This window comes from Sedimenticola selenatireducens DSM 17993 (genome assembly GCF_000428045.1).
Taxonomy (GTDB): domain Bacteria; phylum Pseudomonadota; class Gammaproteobacteria; order Chromatiales; family Chromatiaceae; genus Sedimenticola; species Sedimenticola selenatireducens.
In genome coordinates this window covers 166,174-181,995 of the sequence record NZ_ATZE01000010.1, presented here as the reverse complement: position 1 = coordinate 181,995, position 15,822 = coordinate 166,174, and the positions used below count along the sequence as shown (strand labels likewise).

Here is a 15,822-nt window from a genome sequence, read left to right as displayed (position 1 = left end):
ACGGATAGTAAATATGGCGCCCAACCAAAACCCGGAACAGATCGCCCGCGATACCATCGACGACCTGCTCAAGGCATCGGGTTGGACTGTCCAGGATAAAAACAGGATCGATCTGAACCAGGGAATAGGCCAGGCGATTCGGGAGTACCCCACCGATACCGGACCGGCCGATTATGTTCTGTTCGTGGCTAAGAAAGCGGTTGGCGTGATCGAAGCTAAACGCGAAGAAGTCGCCCAGAACATCACTGAAGTCGAAATCCAAACAGAGGGGTATGCCGGGGCCAAGCTCAAATGGGTCAGTAATAATGAGCCGCTGCCCTTCCTCTACGAGAGCACCGGTATCATCACACGCTTTACCGATGGCAGGGACCCCAAGCCCCGCTCCCGTGAGGTCTTCACCTTTCACCACCCGGAAACCCTGCTGGAGTGGCTGGAACAGGACGGTAGCCTCAGAGCCCGACTGAACCGGATTCCGCCGCTGAATCCGAACAAGATACCCGCAAAGGAGCTGGGTCTGCGTGATTGCCAGGAAAACGCCATCACCAATCTGGAAGCGTCGTTCAAGCTGGACAAACCCAGAGCTTTGATCCAGATGGCCACCGGTGCGGGTAAGACCTACACCGCCATCACCGCCATGTACCGGATTCTCAAACACGCACAGAGCAAGCGCATCCTGTTTCTGGTGGATACCAAAAACCTGGGCGAACAGGCCGAGCAGGAGATGCTTGCCTATACCCCCATGGACGATAACCGCAAGTTTACCGAACTCTACGCGGTACAGCGGCTCAAGAGTGCCAGCGTGCCCAAGGATGCCCAGGTCTGCATCAGTACCATTCAACGCATGTACTCCATTCTCAAGGGGGAGCCGCTGGATGAGGCCCTTGAAGAGATCAATCCGGCCGAGCAGCTCACCAAACCCAAACAACCCTTACCCGTCGCCTACAACCCCAAGGTGCCCGTCGAATTCTTCGACTTCATCTTCATCGATGAATGCCACCGCTCCATCTACAACCTCTGGCAACAGGTGCTGGATTACTTCGACGCCTACCTGATCGGCCTCACCGCCACCCCGGATAACCGCACCTACGGCTTCTTCAAGCAGAACGTGGTTAGCCACTATGATCATGAAAAGGCTGTAGCCGATGGTGTCAATGTGGGCAACGAGATCTACACCATCGACACAAACATCTCCAAGCAGGGTGGAAAGCTGAAAGCCAAGCAGCTGATCCAGCGGCGAGACAAAAAGAGCCGCCGCAGACGCTGGGAGGAGCAGGACGAGGACGAGACATACTCCGCGAGGCAGCTGGACCGTGATATCGTCAACCCCAGCCAGATACGGACCGTGATCCAGGCCTTCCGCAACAGCCTGCCGGAGATATTCCCGGGCCGGGACGAAGTGCCCAAGACCCTCATCTTCGCCAAGACCGACAGTCATGCCGATGACATCATCCAGACCGTGCGCGAAGAGTTCGGCGAGGGCAACGCCTTCTGCAAGAAGGTCACTTATCGGGCGGCGCAAGACTCGAAAAATAAAAAGGGCGAGCTGATCCAGGAAGCCGAAGACCCCAAATCGATCCTCGCCCAGTTTCGCAACGACTATAACCCCCGTATTGCCGTGACCGTGGACATGATCGCCACCGGCACCGACGTCAAGCCTCTGGAGTGCCTGCTCTTCATGCGCGATGTGAAGAGCAAGAACTACTTCGAGCAGATGAAGGGGCGGGGTACCCGCACCCTTGATCACGACGATCTGAGAAAGGTCACTCCCTCGGCCAACAGCGCCAAGACGCATTATGTGATTGTCGATGCCATTGGCGTTACCCAATCACTGAAGACCGCCAGTCAGCCCCTGATTACCAAGCCTTCGGTTCCCCTGAAAGACCTGGCCATGGGTGTGATGATGGGCGCCAGCGATAACGATAGCGTGAGTTCTCTTGCGGGACGTCTGGCGCGGCTCAACAAACAGCTCGATGCCGACGAGCAGGCCCGGATCAGACAAGCGGCCAAAGGGGTGGAGCTGACCCGCATCGTCAGCGGTCTGTTCGACGCCATCGACGCCGACCTTGTCGAGGCCAGGGCACTGGAGCTGGCGCAACAGCCGGTCGGCACCGATCCGGGCGACGACAAACGCAAGGAGGCCCAGGCCGAACTGGTCAAGGCCGCCGCCAACGTCTTCAACGGCGAACTGATCGAGCTGATCGACAGCATCCGCCGGGAGAAGGAGCAGAAGATCGACCATGACAACCTGGACGAACTGATCCGCGCCGAATGGAGCAAGGACGCCATAGCGAACGCCAAACAACTGGCCAATGAGTTCACCGACTACCTTGAACAACACAAAAATGAAATCGATGCCCTGGAGATCTTTTTTGATCAACCCCATCGCCGCCGGGAGATCACCTACCGGATGGTCCGGGAAGTAATGGAAAGGATTAAGGCCGACAAACCCACCTTGGCCCCGATCCGGGTCTGGAATGCCTACAGCCATCTGGAAGAGCGCTCATCGAAAGGCGGAGACACGCAACCCATCAACGAACTCACTGCGCTGGTGTCATTGATCCGCCGCGTCTGCGGCATCGACGCAACGCTTACCCCCTACGATGCCACTGTGCGCCGAAACTTCCAGAACTGGATGCTCAAGCGTCACGCCGGCGCCGGTGAAAAGTTCAACGAAGAGCAGATGCAGTGGCTGCAGATGATCCGTGACCACATCATCAGCTCGTTCCACTTTGAGCGGGATGATCTGGAGATGGCGCCGTTTGATAGCCGGGGTGGGCTGGGAAAAATGTATCAGTTGTTTGGGGCTGAGATGGATGGGTTGATTGATGAAATGAATGGTGAGTTGGCAGCCTGATGAATACCCCTTGGATTATTCCTGAGAAATGGGAGTGGGTTGACTTAACGTCCATTGGTAAAATCGTGTCTGGCGGTACCCCCTCAACTAAAATAGATGCCTACTGGGGAGGCGATATCAATTGGATTTCCCCTGCCGATTTAACTGGGTACACCAGCAAAACCATTTCCAATGGCGCAAAAAGCATCACCAAGGAAGGTCTGCGAAACTGCTCAGCCAAACAGATGCCAGCCGGCAGTATTCATTTTTCATCTAGAGCTCCTATTGGATATGTAGTTATCAGTGCACAACCAATGTGCACAAATCAGGGATTCAGGAGTATCGTTCCTGCCAGTGGTATACACAATGAGTACATCTATTATTATCTAAAAGCTTCAAAGCACCTAGCTGAGGAGCATGCGACTGGCACAACATTTCGTGAAATATCCGGTACAGCATTTGGGAAACTACCTATTCCAATTGCCCCAACCAACGAACAACACCGCATAGTAGCCAAGATTGAAGAACTCTTCTCCGAGCTGGATAAAGGCATCGAAAGCCTCAAGCGCGCCCGCGAACAACTCATAGTCTACCGCCAGGCACTGCTCAAACACGCCTTTGAAGGCAAACTCACCGAGCAGTGGCGCGCCGAACAGGGATGTTCAAGTGCCGCGAGAGGACAGGAGTCCGAAGCGGCTGGAGAAAATGCGGACGCCGCACAGGGATGTGCAAGTGTTGCGGGAGGGCAGGAGCCCAGAGCGACCAAACTGGAGAGCGCCGAACAGCTACTGGCGCGCATCAAGCAAACGCGTGCGGCACGCTACCAGCAAAAACTGGAACAATGGAAGGCAGCGGTTAGGCAATGGGATGCTGGTGGGAAAAAAGTTAAGAAACCTGCAAAACCATCCAAATTAATTCCTTTTTCAACACCTTCAGAAATTGACCTAGAAAACCTTCCTGAGTTACCTAATGGATGGGCCTGGCTTCAATTGTCTGATGTTGTTGAAAGAATCCAAATTGGGCCATTTGGGTCATTACTTCATAAACAAGATTATATTCAGAACGGTACACCGTTAATTAACCCAAGCCATATAAAAGATATGACCATTGTTCCTGATAATGGCCTAACAGTGTCGGAACGAAAAATATCTGAATTAGAAAAATATGTAATGTCAAAATATGACATTGTTATTGGTCGAAGAGGCGAGATGGGGCGCTGCGCAATTGTAAGTGAAAATGAAGATGGTTGGCTGTGTGGGACAGGAAGTCTATTTGTACGGTTGATGCAATTACTAGATACTGAGTTTTATTGCCACATATTGAGTTCTCGCAGAGTTAGGGATTATCTTTCGGATTCAAGCATTGGCACGACTATGCAGAACTTAAATCAGAAGATATTACAAACTGTGCCAATCCCCATATGTAGCTACGAGGAACAAGTAAAAATTGTATCTGAATTAAATAGACAATTTTCAGTAATCGATAAAGCGACAAAAGATATTGATGCAAACTTAGAGAAATCTGAATCCCTCCGCCAATCCATTCTAAAAAAAGCCTTTTCCGGCCAACTGGTCGACCAGGACCCCAACGACGAGCCCGCCAGTGTCCTGCTGGAACGCATCGCCGCAGAAAGAGCACAAGCAGCAGCGAAAACCATGAAGCGAAGTACAAGCGATAGGAAATCAAAAACCTTGCAGTCTCCAGCAGAGGTTTTTCCTTTTAAAACCCGCCTCAAGGGAATCAGTACTACTAAACTTCATGCGGGTATCTTGGCTCTTGGGTATCGTCACTACGAAAACTCAAAAAGCGCATCTCGCTACTTTAAGCATGTTAAAGGTGAAAAGATTGCCCATTTGGTTGAAGCACATTTGGGGATCGATTTGGGCAGAACGCCTGTTAAAGATGCAGCAGGTCCGAACGATTATCCTCATCTACGGAGGTTGGTGGAACCGCATGCGAGAAAAGCAGGTTACTTCGATGTAAGGAGAGAGAAGTACGGTCATACGATTTATCCTTTATCCCAATTTGATGAACTTGTAGAGCAAACGAAAATTGCTCTTGGTGATCGTCTGTCTGAAGTTGAAGCCCTGCTGGATCTTATGAAGCCGCGTAATACCCAGGAATCTGAGGTTGTTGCCACTCTTTACGCCGCCTGGAACAACCTGCTACTGGATGGCCAACTGCCGAACGACGAAGCAATTGTTACCGAAGCTCGGGAAAATTGGCACAAGGACAAGCTCAATATCGAGCGTGACAAGTTTTTCCGGGGACTCGAATGGATGCGTGCTAAAGAGCTGACCCCGCAGGGTAGGGGCGAGAAGGTTATCGCCAGGGGAGGGCGGCGCAAATGACGCCCGGGCGATATGACACTACGGGTAATTCTGAAGCTGAGTTCGAACCGGGCTCCGACGGCATGGTGCTGAAAAACAAGCTCGGCATCAGTGACGCCTCGGAAATGGATGACGTGGAGCTGGATCTTCTGAGACAACTCTATGACGAAATTCCCGAGTCGATGGAGGTGGATCAGACGCTGACCAGTGCGGATATTTGCGAATGGCACCGTCGCTGGCTGGGCAATGTCTACCCCTGGGCAGGAAAGTCCCGGACCGTCAACATGGGTAAGGGTGATTTCCAGTTTGCCGCCGCCGGACAGATCGACCGCTTGATGGCGGTTCTCGACCGGGATTTTCTCTCTCGTTATACGCCCTGCATCGGCATGAGCGACGAACAGCTCACGGAAGCGATTGCAGTTGTCCATATCGAACTGATCCTGATCCATCCCTTCCGGGAAGGAAACGGCCGAATCTCCCGTCTTTTGGCGAACGTGATGGCGATGCAGGCGGGCAAGCCGGAGCTGGATTTTTCGTTATGGGACGAGCAGAAGGAGCGCTATTTTTCCGCGATTCGAGCAGGACTGGATAATTACGAGCCGATGAAAGAACTGGTCAGGCAAGTGTTACGCGACGCTTCGAGGAACGCAGATGATTGATCCGTTCTTCAATCACCTTGATCGATTTGCCTGTCTCTATCGCGGTCGAGCTGGCAAGGCTGCGTACGCGTCTGCCGGCCGCTTTTTCTCCACGGAGATAGGGATTGGTTTTAGAGAGAAGTTTCTGTTTCATAAAACTAATTCTAAAACTTTTTTGAGTATAAAACCATGAACGCGGACAGTATCGTTTCCAAAGTCTGGAGTTTCTGTACCACCCTTCGGGATGACGGTGTCGGATACGGTGACTACCTGGAACAACTCACTTATCTCATCTTTCTGAAGATGGCGGATGAGTACAGTAAGCCTCCACATAATCGTAAACTCGGTATACCGGTTAAGTATGCCTGGCCGAGCCTTTTGAAAAAGAAAGGGGCCGAGCTTGAAGCCCATTACATTATGCTGCTCACCGAATTGAGCAACAAGCCGGGGATGCTGGGTCAGATCTTCACCAAATCACAGAACAAGATTCAAAATCCGGCCAAGCTGTCCCGCTTGATCGACATGATCAACGATATCGATTGGGTCATACTGGATGCCGACATCAAGGGCGCGATTTATGAGGGGCTGCTGGAAAAGAATGCCGAGGATACAAAATCAGGTGCCGGCCAGTATTTTACCCCCCGTTCCTTGATCAAGGCGATGGTTGCCTGCATGCGTCCCGAACCGATGCAGACCATTGCCGATCCGGCCTGTGGTACGGGAGGCTTTTTCCTGTCGGCCTATGATTTCTTGAAAGAAAGTTATGGTCTGGATAGAGCGCAGAAGGATTTTCTGAAACACAAGACTTTTCACGGCAATGAGATTGTCGCCAGTACACGCCGAATGTGTTTGATGAACATGTTTCTGCATAACATCGGTGAGATCGATGGCGAAGTGAGCGTGGTTTCAGATGACGCGCTGATTTCACCACCCAAAATGACGGTGGATATTGTACTTGCCAATCCTCCCTTCGGTAAAAAGAGCAGTATGACCTTTACCAATGAAGAGGGTGAGCAGGAGAAAGACGACCTCACTTACAACCGACAGGATTTTTGGGCTACCACCTCGAACAAGCAGGTGAATTTCGTTCAGCACATTAAAACCATGCTCAAATCCAACGGCCGTGCCGCTGTGGTGGTGCCGGATAATGTCCTGTTTGAAGGCGGAGCGGGTGAGACCGTCAGAAAGAAACTGTTGGAGACTACGGAGCTTCACACTATTCTGCGGTTGCCGACCGGTATTTTTTACGCCAACGGGGTCAAGGCTAACGTGCTCTTTTTTGACAATCGGATTGGAGAAGGCCCCTGGACCAAGGATATCTGGATCTATGATTACCGCACCAATGTTCACCACACCCTTAAAAAGAAGCCGCTGCGCTTGGAGCATCTGCAAGAGTTCATCGATTGCTACAATCCCCAGAATCGCCATGAAAGAAAGGCAACCTGGTCGCCAAAACGAAACCCGGAGGGCCGCTGGCGAAAATTTAGCTACAAGGAGATAGTCGCCAGAGATAAGACCAGCCTTGATATCTTCTGGCTGAAAGACAAGTCCTTATCTGATTTGGATAACCTTCCTGATCCTGAAGACTTGGCCGAAGAGATTATTGAGAGTATTGAAGCCGGGCTGAACAGCTTTCGGGAAGTCGCGGCGGTATTACGCTGATTCGGTCCACTTGTGCGGAACCGAAGAGCAGGACAGGTGCATGGAAGTGGCCGTTAAATGTGGTTTGCTATATGCGGACTTGGCGGATTTGCATCTCCGAATCAATCAGATTCCCTTTGGCGCCATCAGTACTTACTATTCATGGCAGAAGTTGAAGGCGCTGTTTGGTGGTATCGGATAAGTCGAATGGGCAACAATATGCGTTCCCACGCAGAGCGTGGGAACGAGAAAACATACGCGACATGTCTGGCAAATAGTTAGTGACTGGGAGTCTGAAAAGGGCTGTCCGCAGTGTGGTAGTGCCATGTGGAGCGGGAGGAAAAACGGGGTGCGTAGAAGGGGTGGCGTTTCTGGGGCTGCTCCGGTTCCCCAAATGCCGGACTGTTTTGAATATGGAATTGTTGGAGCAATAGACAGCGGTACCTCTCGTTCCCACGCTCTGCGTGGGAATGCATACGGTGACGGAATCACCGTGCGATATATGGATGTCGAACCAAGTCAAAAACAACACACAAGGAGGTGGTTGTGGGAAGGAGTCGTTACAGGATCNTCGATCCAGCGCGTGNGCATTTTGTAACCTGCACNGTGCTCCACTGGATACCCGTGGGAATGCATACGGTGACGGAATCACCGTGCGATATATGGATGTCGAACCAAGTCAAAAACAACACACAAGGAGGTGGTTGTGGGAAGGAGTCGTTACAGGATCNTCGATCCAGCGCNTGNGCATTTTGTAACCTGCACGGTGCTCCACTGGATACCCGTCTTCACGCGCCCGACTACTGTGGAGATCGTTCTGGAGTCGCTTCGATTCTTAAAGAATGAAGGATTACGAGTGTATGCCTACGTAATTCTTGAGAACCATCTGCATATGGTCGTGCAGAGCAGTGATCTGAATCGCGATATGGCACGGTTCAAGTCGTACACTTCAAGGCGGTTATTGTCCTATTTTGCCGAGCACAATGTCAGACGAATTCTGGACCAATTGGTGTTTTACAAGAAGGCGCACAAGGGTGATCGGGTGTATCAGTTCTGGCAGGAGGGGTGTCACCCTGAGTGGATACAGAGTGATACGATGATGCGGCAGAAGGTGGATTACATTCATCAGAACCCAGTGAAACGCGGGTATGTGGATCAACCGGAACATTGGCGTTATTCCAGTGCACGGGATTATGCCGGGTTAGCCGGGTTGTTGGAGGTGGAGAAGGTTTGGTGATGTTTGGGTATGCGTTCCCACGCAGAGCGTGGGAACGAGAGTGAACAGGGGTCGGAGTCAGTGAGACTGACTACCACCCTTTGTGGTTAAATGCACCTGTAGGAGGCCCGCCTTCGGGCCGAACATCGCGGCGGGGGTGCCGCCCCTGCGGTGGTACTATTTGTGAATCCACAGGATGGGTGGCGCCGGTACGGCGTAACCCATCCCACATACGCTACTTGCTGGATACTTGTGTGCTGAAAGCGATTTTTCTCGATCTGGATGAAACCCTCTGCGATACTCGAAAGGCCACTGATCTGGCCAAGGCGCAGTTGGCCAACACGGTGCGGGCGCAGTTCGCTGTGGATGGCGTGCTGTTTGCCGATCGCTATGAGACGGGTTTCTATCGCCGCTGGAGCGATATCCAGCGCGCGCGTTATCTGCCGATTATCAAACAGCGGGGCGAGGACGCGTTTCGCGTGCAGTTGATGATCGACCTGTTGGCGGAACTGGGTTCTGGCGAGGTGAGTCAAGCGACCGCGCAGGAACTGCAGCATCAGTTCGATCGTGATCGCTTGGCTGCCTTCGATTTCTTTCCTGGCATCGAGGCGTTTCTGGCCGAGGCCCGCCAGTTGTTCACCACCGTGGTGATTACCAATGGCCCGGTGTTTTCCCAGATACCGAAGATAGAGGCGGTCAATCTGGCGGCCCATGTGGATCACATTATTATCGGTGGCCAGGAGCCGGAGGAGAAGCCGGCGCGCTCCATCTTTGAAAAGGCCCTCAAGCTGGCCGATTGCGAGGCCCATGAGGCGATCCATGTGGGTGACAGTCTGGCGGCAGACATCGCCGGTGCCCACGGCAGTTGCATTACCTCGGTCTGGGTCCGGCATCAGCAGCCGCTGGACGCGGAGCTGGGGATCACGCCCCACCACACGGTGCTGCACCCGAGTGAGATACCGGCCCTGATTCGTGAATTGCACCAGGATTAATTCGGTTACCACACGTTAACGTGGTACCTTGCCCGTCTTTCATTCCGCCCCGGAACCCTGTGCAATCGTAGCGAAGGATAAGAGATGGCCCTGAAGCCAACCATTTACAAATTCAACATCAGCCTGTCGGATATTAACCGCAACTATTACGACACCCTGAACCTGACGGTGGCGCAACACCCTTCGGAAAATCCTGAGCGGATGCTGGCGCGGGTGCTGGCGTTCTGTCTGAATGCGCAGGAGGCACTGGTTTTTACCAAGGGGCTTTCGGAGCCCGATGTGCCGGACATCTGGGTGCGCACGCTGGATGATCAGATCGCCCTGTGGATTGATGTGGGCGAGCCGGCCGTGGAGCGGATCAAGAAGGCGACCCGGCTGGCGAAAAGCGTCAAGGTCTATAGCTTCAATGCCAAGTCGGATGTCTGGTGGGAGCAGTCCAAGGCAAAGTTTGCCGCGTTACCTGTTGCGGTTTTTCGTTTTGACGCCAAGGGTATCAGCAGGCTGGCCGGGCTGGTACAGAGGACCATGGCGTTGTCCGTCACCATCACCGGGGATTCCGCCTTTGTGGCAACCGAGGCGGGGGAGTGTGAAGTGGAGTGGTCACCCCTGCAGGACCGATAGCGGCCACTACTTGTGTAGCGAGCCGCCGCCGGAAGCTGATCCATTAATGACTGATCATCGCGGAGGATCAATCTGCTGATTAATGGAACCGTTAACCCGGAACCAGCCGGCCACGCTGTAGCGGTCCCGGTCGGCGGCCAGCACTTCATGGGGAAACTCCTCGCTGAGGAAGACCGCCAGTTCCCCTGCCTGGGCCAATTGTTTGTAAATCACTGAACCAGACGAGACGTTCAGTTGTTCAATGTTCTATTTAAGGTTATTCTTTATTCGCGAATCACAAATAAAGAATAACCGATGAATTTAAAACCGCAAGATGTATTGGTATTGCTGAAGCTGGTTGCCATTGGCCATCAGACTTGGACTTATAATCGCCTGGCACTTGAGTTGTGCATGAGTCCGTCTGAGGTCCATTCGGCAATAAAGCGGGCACTGGCCGCCAATCTCGCTTATCAGGAGAGGGGTAGCATTGTGCCAAATACCAGAAACCTTGAGGAGTTTCTGGTGCATGGGCTTCGTTATGTGTTTGTCCCGGAGCGCGGTCAGATGTGCCGTGGTATGTTGACGGTCCATGCGGGGCCGCCGCTGGCCAGGCATTTTGTTCCAGATGGGGAACCACCACCGGTGTGGCCATACGCCCAAGGTGAGGATAGGGGGATGGCGTTCTCCCCGCTCTATAAGTCTGCACCCGAGGCAGCCGGTAGGGACGCGTTGCTGTATGAATGGCTGGTGCTGGTAGATGCGATTCGCGGCGGCAGGGCCAGGGAGCGTGACTGGGCAATCCGGGAGATCAATAAGAGGATGGAGTGCTATGACAAGAGTCCAGAACCCTAACCTGGAGATTCTCGAAATCGCAGTTGATCGGCTGGGGGCGCTGGTAGAGCAGATGGTCTTTCTGGGTGGTTGTGCCACCGGACTGTTGATCACTGATGTGGCTGCCCCGCCAATACGTGCGACACGTGATGTCGACACCATCGTACAGGTAGCGTCTCTGGCAGAGTATATTCACCTCTCCGATAGATTGCGTGAACGTGGATTCCGAGAGGACGCCAGTGATGGTGCACCAGTATGCCGTTGGGTTACAGAAGGGGTGATTCTGGATGTGATGCCAACTGAAAGCTCGATTCTGGGTTTCAGTAACCGCTGGTATGCCTCTGCAATTAAGCATGCGGTGAGAGTTGATCTGCCTTCTGAAAAATCGATTCGGATGGTGTCTGCGCCCTATTTTCTCATCACAAAACTGGAAGCCTTCGGTGGGCGTGGGCAGGGCGACTATCTGATGAGTCATGACATTGAGGATATAGTCGCTGTATTGGATGGACGACCTGAGCTAATGGCTGAAGTAGATGGGGCAGGGCCTGCATTGGTCAGAGAGCTGGCTGAACGATTCAAAGGTTTGCTGCGAGATCGTCGTTTTGTGGCGTCCATTTCTGGGCATATGCCAAACGATTCGGTGGGTCAGGCACGTGTTACACTGATAATGGACAGACTCAAGAAGCTTGCGAAAATGGAATGATCCTACTGGTAATTGATATAACGATGAAGCAGTGATTTAGGACTCAATCCATGCAACCCAGGGAGTGGCTTTTTTACTCATCGCGGCGGATCAATCTGCTGATTAATGGAACCGTTAACCCGGAACCAGCCGGCCACGCTGTAGCGGTCCCGGTCGGCGGCCAGCACTTCATGGGGAAACTCCTCGCTGAGGAAGATCACCAGCGTGCCAAAGGTGGGCACGACCCTGGTGATCTCCGCTCCTTCATCCGGGGCGTAGAGTACCAGCTCACCACCCTGGCCCGGTTCCCAGCCTCTGTTTAGATAGGTGACCAGGGTCAGCACCCGGTTGGATTCACCGCGAAAGGCGTCCAGGTGTTTTTTGTAGAAGTCGCCTGAACGGTAGCGCGCAAAGTGACTCTCGAATGAGAACAGGCCGAGGAACAGCCGCCGGTTCAGGTAAGTTTTCAGCCGGGCGGTCCAGTTGAACCAGGTGCAGGCCTCTGGATGAAGGCTGTCCATCCAGACGATCTTGTCACGGCGGATGAACTGGTTGCGGGTCTGTTCGATACCGCGACCGATCCGTGCCTGATGAAAGCGCTCTTCCTCCAGCAGGCTCAGGTAATGCAACAGGCTGTCGCCGACCCGGCCGGGTAGCGCGGTGGGCAGAATGACATAGCCCTGGGATTCGACACCGCAGGCGATACGCTCAAACAGGCTGTCATCTTCTGATGGTGTGTCAGCGCTGAAGTCGGCAATTTTCTGTATCAATCGAGTATTTTCCCAAAAACCCGATCAGGTGTGGGGCGTCGGGTGCGGCGCTATTCTATGACTGCGATCTGTCGGTCGCCAATCAATTTTTACGATGGGACGGAGCGGGCGAAAAGCGGGGTTTTATCTAGAGTCTGGACGAGGGGGCTGGACGGATCTTGCCGTGGAAAACGGGATCGGGGGGAGGCGGTCGCCATCCCCCCGAATCATCACTGGTCAGGAGCAGGAGCCGCAGCAGACGCCAGGGCGATCTGCTTCTTTCTTCTCTTCCGTGGTCTCAGCCTTAATCTCGACATTGATGGAAGAGGTTTGTTTGTCCTGTGCTTCACTGCCGTTGGCTTCGCTGGAAGTCTGCTTGGTTTCTTCGCTCATGTGACTATATATCCTTTTTTCAGGTGGTAATATCGGTAGTCAGGATAGGGGGCCACAGTTGGTGGCGCCTTGTCCTAGCTCAATTTTGAAGAAGCAGGCGGGCGTGATTTAAGGGCTTAAACTCATAGCCAAAAGGATTAGACTCGAATGATCGTTATCTCAAGGGGTTAGTGCACTTTATAGGGTGTATCGAATACCCCGGCATGCTTGGCAAATTGTTTACCAACGGGCCGAAAGCTCGCCGGTGAGTGTTGAAAAGTCCCAAAATGAGACCTATAGTACCCAAATCGGGACTTTTCAATCATGGACCAAATGGAATCTGTTACGACCAACATCGGTGATGCACTCTTTACCAAGACCCAGCAGCGGGTGTTGGGGCTGCTCTTTGGACGGCCGCGACAGAGCTTCTATCTGAATGAGTTGGTGCGGCTGGCGGGGGTTGGAAAGGGTTCGGTGATACGTGAGTTGGAGAAGCTTTGCACGGCGGGCCTGCTGACGGTGACCCGCATCGGCAACCAGAACCACTATCAGGCGAATGCCGAAAACCCAATTTTTGAGGAGTTAAAGGGGATTGCCCAGAAAAGTTTCGGGTTGCTGGATATTGTCGGCTCGGCCCTGGGTCCGCTACTGGACCAGATCGATCTCGCCCTTATCTACGGTTCGATGGCCAAGGGGGCTGAGCATGCCGGGAGTGATATTGATCTGCTGCTGGTCAGTAATAGCCTGAGCTATGGCGCTGTGATGGAGGTGTTGGCGGAGGCGGAGGTGCAGTTGGGCCGTACCATAAACCCGACACTCTATACGCCGCAGGAGTTTGCAGAACGTAAGCGCAAGCAGCAGCACTTTATTACCCGGCTGATGGGGCAGAAGGTGCTTTGGATTAAACGGAACCCCGAATGGGATGATAGGGACGCACAGGGAGCGTAGCGCATGGAAGCATTGGATAATCTGGTGAAGACTCATCAACTCAATCATGAACCGCCTGACCAGACAGAGTTTGATGGCATGGTGTCGGCGGCAACGGCCAAACTGGCGGATGTGCGGCTGGCGGGGCTCTCGACCGATAGCCAGTTCACTTTGGCTTATGGGGCGGCGCATGCCTTGGCACTGGCTGCGCTTCGCTGGCATGGTTACCGTTCGGATAAACGTTTCATCGTGTTTCAGTGCTTGAAACACACCTTGCAGTTTGAAGATGCCCGGTGGCGTGTGCTGGATCAGTGTCACCGACGTCGAAACTTCGCCGAGTACGAGGGACATCTCGATATCGATGCACAGTTACTGGCAGAGTTGATTGCGCTGGCCGATGAATTGCTACTGCGTGTCATGGCGTTAGGCCCGGTTAGGTAGAACGGACAAGTAATAAGGGGAAGGGCCGCTTATGGCTGGTAAGGCAAGTGAGCTGACGTTTCAGAACAATATTATTCAGCAACTACTGGCCAATGGCTGGTTGCTGGGACAGCCGGAAAACTACAACCGCGAACTCGCCCTCTACGGAGAGGGTCTGCTGGGCGTCGTCAAGGAGACCCAGGATGCCCGGTGGCAGAAGTTCTGCAAGCTCTACCCCAGCAACCCCGAACAGAAATTCTTGGAGCGTGTTGCCAGCCAGCTGAACAAGGCCGACTCCAAGGCGGCTAATAAGGGGATGCGCACCTTTGGCATCCTGGGCGTCTTGTGCCATGAGCTGCGGGATCGCGGCACCCGCTTTAGCCTCTGTCAGTTCGGCCCGAGCACGAGCTGAATCCCGATACCCTGGTGCGTTATGAGACGAACCGGCTACGGGTGGTGCCGGAGTTGGTTTATTCGCCGTGGCTGTTTCCCCTCACCCCAACCGCTCTCCCGACCATGCTGTTCGCCGGCATTGCCATTGGACTGCGCTTTGCTTCGGGGCGCGTCCGGGATAAATCCAGTAGCAGGCCGGGGAGTCATCCACGCCGCTCCTGCCGGGCGTAGGCGGCGGTGCTGTTGATCTGGCCACCCAGCGCCTGGTCCGCCTTCAACCACTCCCTGGGCGACTGCCCCACATGTGCCCTGAAGCTGCGCGACAGGGCGCTGGCGCTGCCGTATCCCACCACATCGGCCACATACTGTACCGGTTTGCCCTGGCGCAGCAGGGATTGGGCGACAGTGAGTCGCCACTCACCCAGATAGGCCCCCGGTGTGGTGCCGACCACCTCCCGGAACCGGTTGGCAAAGCGGGCACGGGACATGTTGGCGGTTTCCGCCAGTGCCTCCAGTGACCACTCCCGGGCCGGTTCCGCGTGCATGGCATTGATTGCCCTGGCCAGCCGGTCATCCGCCAGGCCGGCCAGCAGACCGAACTGCAGTCGGTGCTGATCCATCAGATCCCGCAGTACCAGCACGATAATCACCTCCATCATGCGGTTCAGGATCGCCTGTTGGCCGCAGTGGTGTTCCCCCGCTTCGATGAACAGCAGCGACAGCGCGCGGTCCAGTGCCGGGATATCGGCCAGACGGATCACCACTACATCGGGCAGAGCGCGGGCCAGGGGGGTGTTCAGGCCGGCACCGAATTCAAACGAGGCACAGACCATCTCCACGTCCGGGCCCTGCGGGGTCAGGTGATGGGTGGTGGGGTTCATGTAGAGAAACAGGACCGGTTCATCGAACTGCAGGGCGGCGTGGGCCTGGGACCGTACCTGGAGACGGCCGGTTTGAAGGACATGGATATAGCCAACCCCTGCCACCTGGTCAAAGCTGGCCGAGTGGCATAGCGGGCCGGTCTGAAATACCCGGGCCTTGAGCGAGAAGCACTTCAGCAGTTCGACCAGTCGATCACTCATGTTGATACTCAAAGTATAAAATTAGATATTAATTGATACCTATAGTAGCCGCTTCCCTGCCAATATCAAGCCGTGCCCCAAGGGGGCTGTTTGATTGTCTTCACCGACTACAGAGA

Annotated in this window: 17 protein-coding genes; 12 read left to right on the top strand and 5 right to left on the bottom strand. The window is 54.0% G+C overall.

Annotated features, from left to right (window positions below):
* Positions 1-13 precede the first annotated feature (13 nt).
* The 3 genes from A3GO_RS0109645 to A3GO_RS0109635 are packed head-to-tail and all read left to right on the top strand — an operon-like array spanning position 14 to position 5,822.
* A complete protein-coding gene (locus A3GO_RS0109645; RefSeq protein WP_029133219.1) occupies positions 14-2,854 on the top strand; it encodes a type I restriction endonuclease subunit R in 2,841 nt (946 codons plus the stop codon).
* On the top strand, positions 2,854-5,184 hold the full coding sequence (locus A3GO_RS25320) for a restriction endonuclease subunit S (protein ID WP_051302087.1): 2,331 nt from the start codon (positions 2,854-2,856) through the stop codon (positions 5,182-5,184). Before A3GO_RS0109645 ends, A3GO_RS25320 begins: the two co-directional genes overlap by 1 nt.
* A complete protein-coding gene (locus A3GO_RS0109635; protein ID WP_029133218.1) occupies positions 5,181-5,822 on the top strand; it encodes a Fic/DOC family protein in 642 nt (213 codons plus the stop codon). Before A3GO_RS25320 ends, A3GO_RS0109635 begins: the two co-directional genes overlap by 4 nt.
* On the opposite strand, the gene A3GO_RS26100 is transcribed toward A3GO_RS0109635, so the two are convergent.
* Positions 5,779-5,955 (bottom strand): hypothetical protein, encoded by a 177-nt coding sequence (locus A3GO_RS26100; RefSeq protein WP_157606775.1) that lies wholly within the window; start codon positions 5,953-5,955, stop codon positions 5,779-5,781. The two genes, A3GO_RS0109635 and A3GO_RS26100, sit on opposite strands and share 44 nt — an antisense overlap.
* 35 nt (positions 5,956-5,990) lie before the next feature.
* Between A3GO_RS26100 and A3GO_RS0109630 the strand changes: the two genes are divergently transcribed.
* From A3GO_RS0109630 to A3GO_RS0109610, 4 genes are all read left to right on the top strand, one after another.
* Positions 5,991-7,463: a class I SAM-dependent DNA methyltransferase gene (locus A3GO_RS0109630; RefSeq protein WP_029133217.1), complete on the top strand. Its 1,473-nt coding sequence runs from the start codon at positions 5,991-5,993 to the stop codon at positions 7,461-7,463.
* 679 nt (positions 7,464-8,142) lie between these two features.
* A complete protein-coding gene (locus tag A3GO_RS0109620) occupies positions 8,143-8,679 on the top strand; it encodes an REP-associated tyrosine transposase (RefSeq protein WP_418064554.1) in 537 nt (178 codons plus the stop codon).
* A 233-nt stretch (positions 8,680-8,912) separates the two neighbouring features.
* Positions 8,913-9,650 carry an HAD family hydrolase gene (locus tag A3GO_RS0109615; protein ID WP_029133215.1) on the top strand — a complete coding sequence of 246 codons (738 nt, stop codon included), beginning with the start codon at positions 8,913-8,915 and terminating at the stop codon, positions 9,648-9,650.
* Positions 9,651-9,734: 84 nt separating this feature from the next.
* A complete protein-coding gene (locus A3GO_RS0109610; RefSeq protein ID WP_029133214.1) occupies positions 9,735-10,271 on the top strand; it encodes a YaeQ family protein in 537 nt (178 codons plus the stop codon).
* A 54-nt stretch (positions 10,272-10,325) separates the two neighbouring features.
* Here the strand turns inward: A3GO_RS0109610 and A3GO_RS25735 are convergent, their stop codons facing one another.
* Entirely contained in the window at positions 10,326-10,484 is a 159-nt protein-coding gene (locus A3GO_RS25735) for a 2OG-Fe(II) oxygenase (protein WP_335340025.1), read from the bottom strand.
* Positions 10,485-10,661: 177 nt separating this feature from the next.
* On the opposite strand from A3GO_RS25735, the gene A3GO_RS0109600 reads away from it, so the two are divergent.
* Positions 10,662-11,102: a hypothetical protein gene (locus A3GO_RS0109600; protein WP_245621703.1), complete on the top strand. Its 441-nt coding sequence runs from the start codon at positions 10,662-10,664 to the stop codon at positions 11,100-11,102.
* Complete coding sequence (locus A3GO_RS0109595; RefSeq protein WP_029133212.1) at positions 11,080-11,784, top strand: hypothetical protein; 705 nt, start codon at positions 11,080-11,082, stop codon at positions 11,782-11,784. The genes A3GO_RS0109600 and A3GO_RS0109595 overlap by 23 nt, the downstream gene beginning before the upstream one ends.
* Positions 11,785-11,861: 77 nt before the next feature.
* Here A3GO_RS0109595 and A3GO_RS0109590 read toward each other — a convergent pair whose 3' ends face one another.
* Both A3GO_RS0109590 and A3GO_RS25730 read right to left on the bottom strand, forming a co-directional pair.
* A complete protein-coding gene (locus tag A3GO_RS0109590) occupies positions 11,862-12,533 on the bottom strand; it encodes a 2OG-Fe(II) oxygenase (RefSeq protein WP_051302083.1) in 672 nt (223 codons plus the stop codon).
* 216 nt (positions 12,534-12,749) lie between these two features.
* The gene (locus tag A3GO_RS25730) at positions 12,750-12,905 is read right to left on the bottom strand and encodes a CCGSCS motif protein (RefSeq protein WP_084609976.1); all 156 of its coding nucleotides are present in this window, start codon (positions 12,903-12,905) and stop codon (positions 12,750-12,752) included.
* Positions 12,906-13,208: 303 nt separating this feature from the next.
* Here A3GO_RS25730 and A3GO_RS0109580 point away from each other — a divergent pair, with 303 nt between their 5' ends.
* From A3GO_RS0109580 to A3GO_RS0109570, 3 genes are read left to right on the top strand one after another with little or no spacing between them, the layout of a single operon-like run.
* Entirely contained in the window at positions 13,209-13,832 is a 624-nt protein-coding gene (locus A3GO_RS0109580; RefSeq protein WP_029133210.1) for a nucleotidyltransferase domain-containing protein, read from the top strand.
* Between the two features lie 3 nt (positions 13,833-13,835).
* Positions 13,836-14,252 (top strand): hypothetical protein, encoded by a 417-nt coding sequence (locus A3GO_RS0109575; RefSeq protein WP_029133209.1) that lies wholly within the window; start codon positions 13,836-13,838, stop codon positions 14,250-14,252.
* 31 nt (positions 14,253-14,283) lie between these two features.
* Positions 14,284-14,643: a hypothetical protein gene (locus A3GO_RS0109570; protein WP_029133208.1), complete on the top strand. Its 360-nt coding sequence runs from the start codon at positions 14,284-14,286 to the stop codon at positions 14,641-14,643.
* Between the two features lie 184 nt (positions 14,644-14,827).
* Here A3GO_RS0109570 and A3GO_RS23375 read toward each other — a convergent pair whose 3' ends face one another.
* Positions 14,828-15,706 (bottom strand): AraC family transcriptional regulator, encoded by an 879-nt coding sequence (locus tag A3GO_RS23375; RefSeq protein ID WP_051302121.1) that lies wholly within the window; start codon positions 15,704-15,706, stop codon positions 14,828-14,830.
* Between the last annotated feature and the right edge of the window lie 116 nt (positions 15,707-15,822).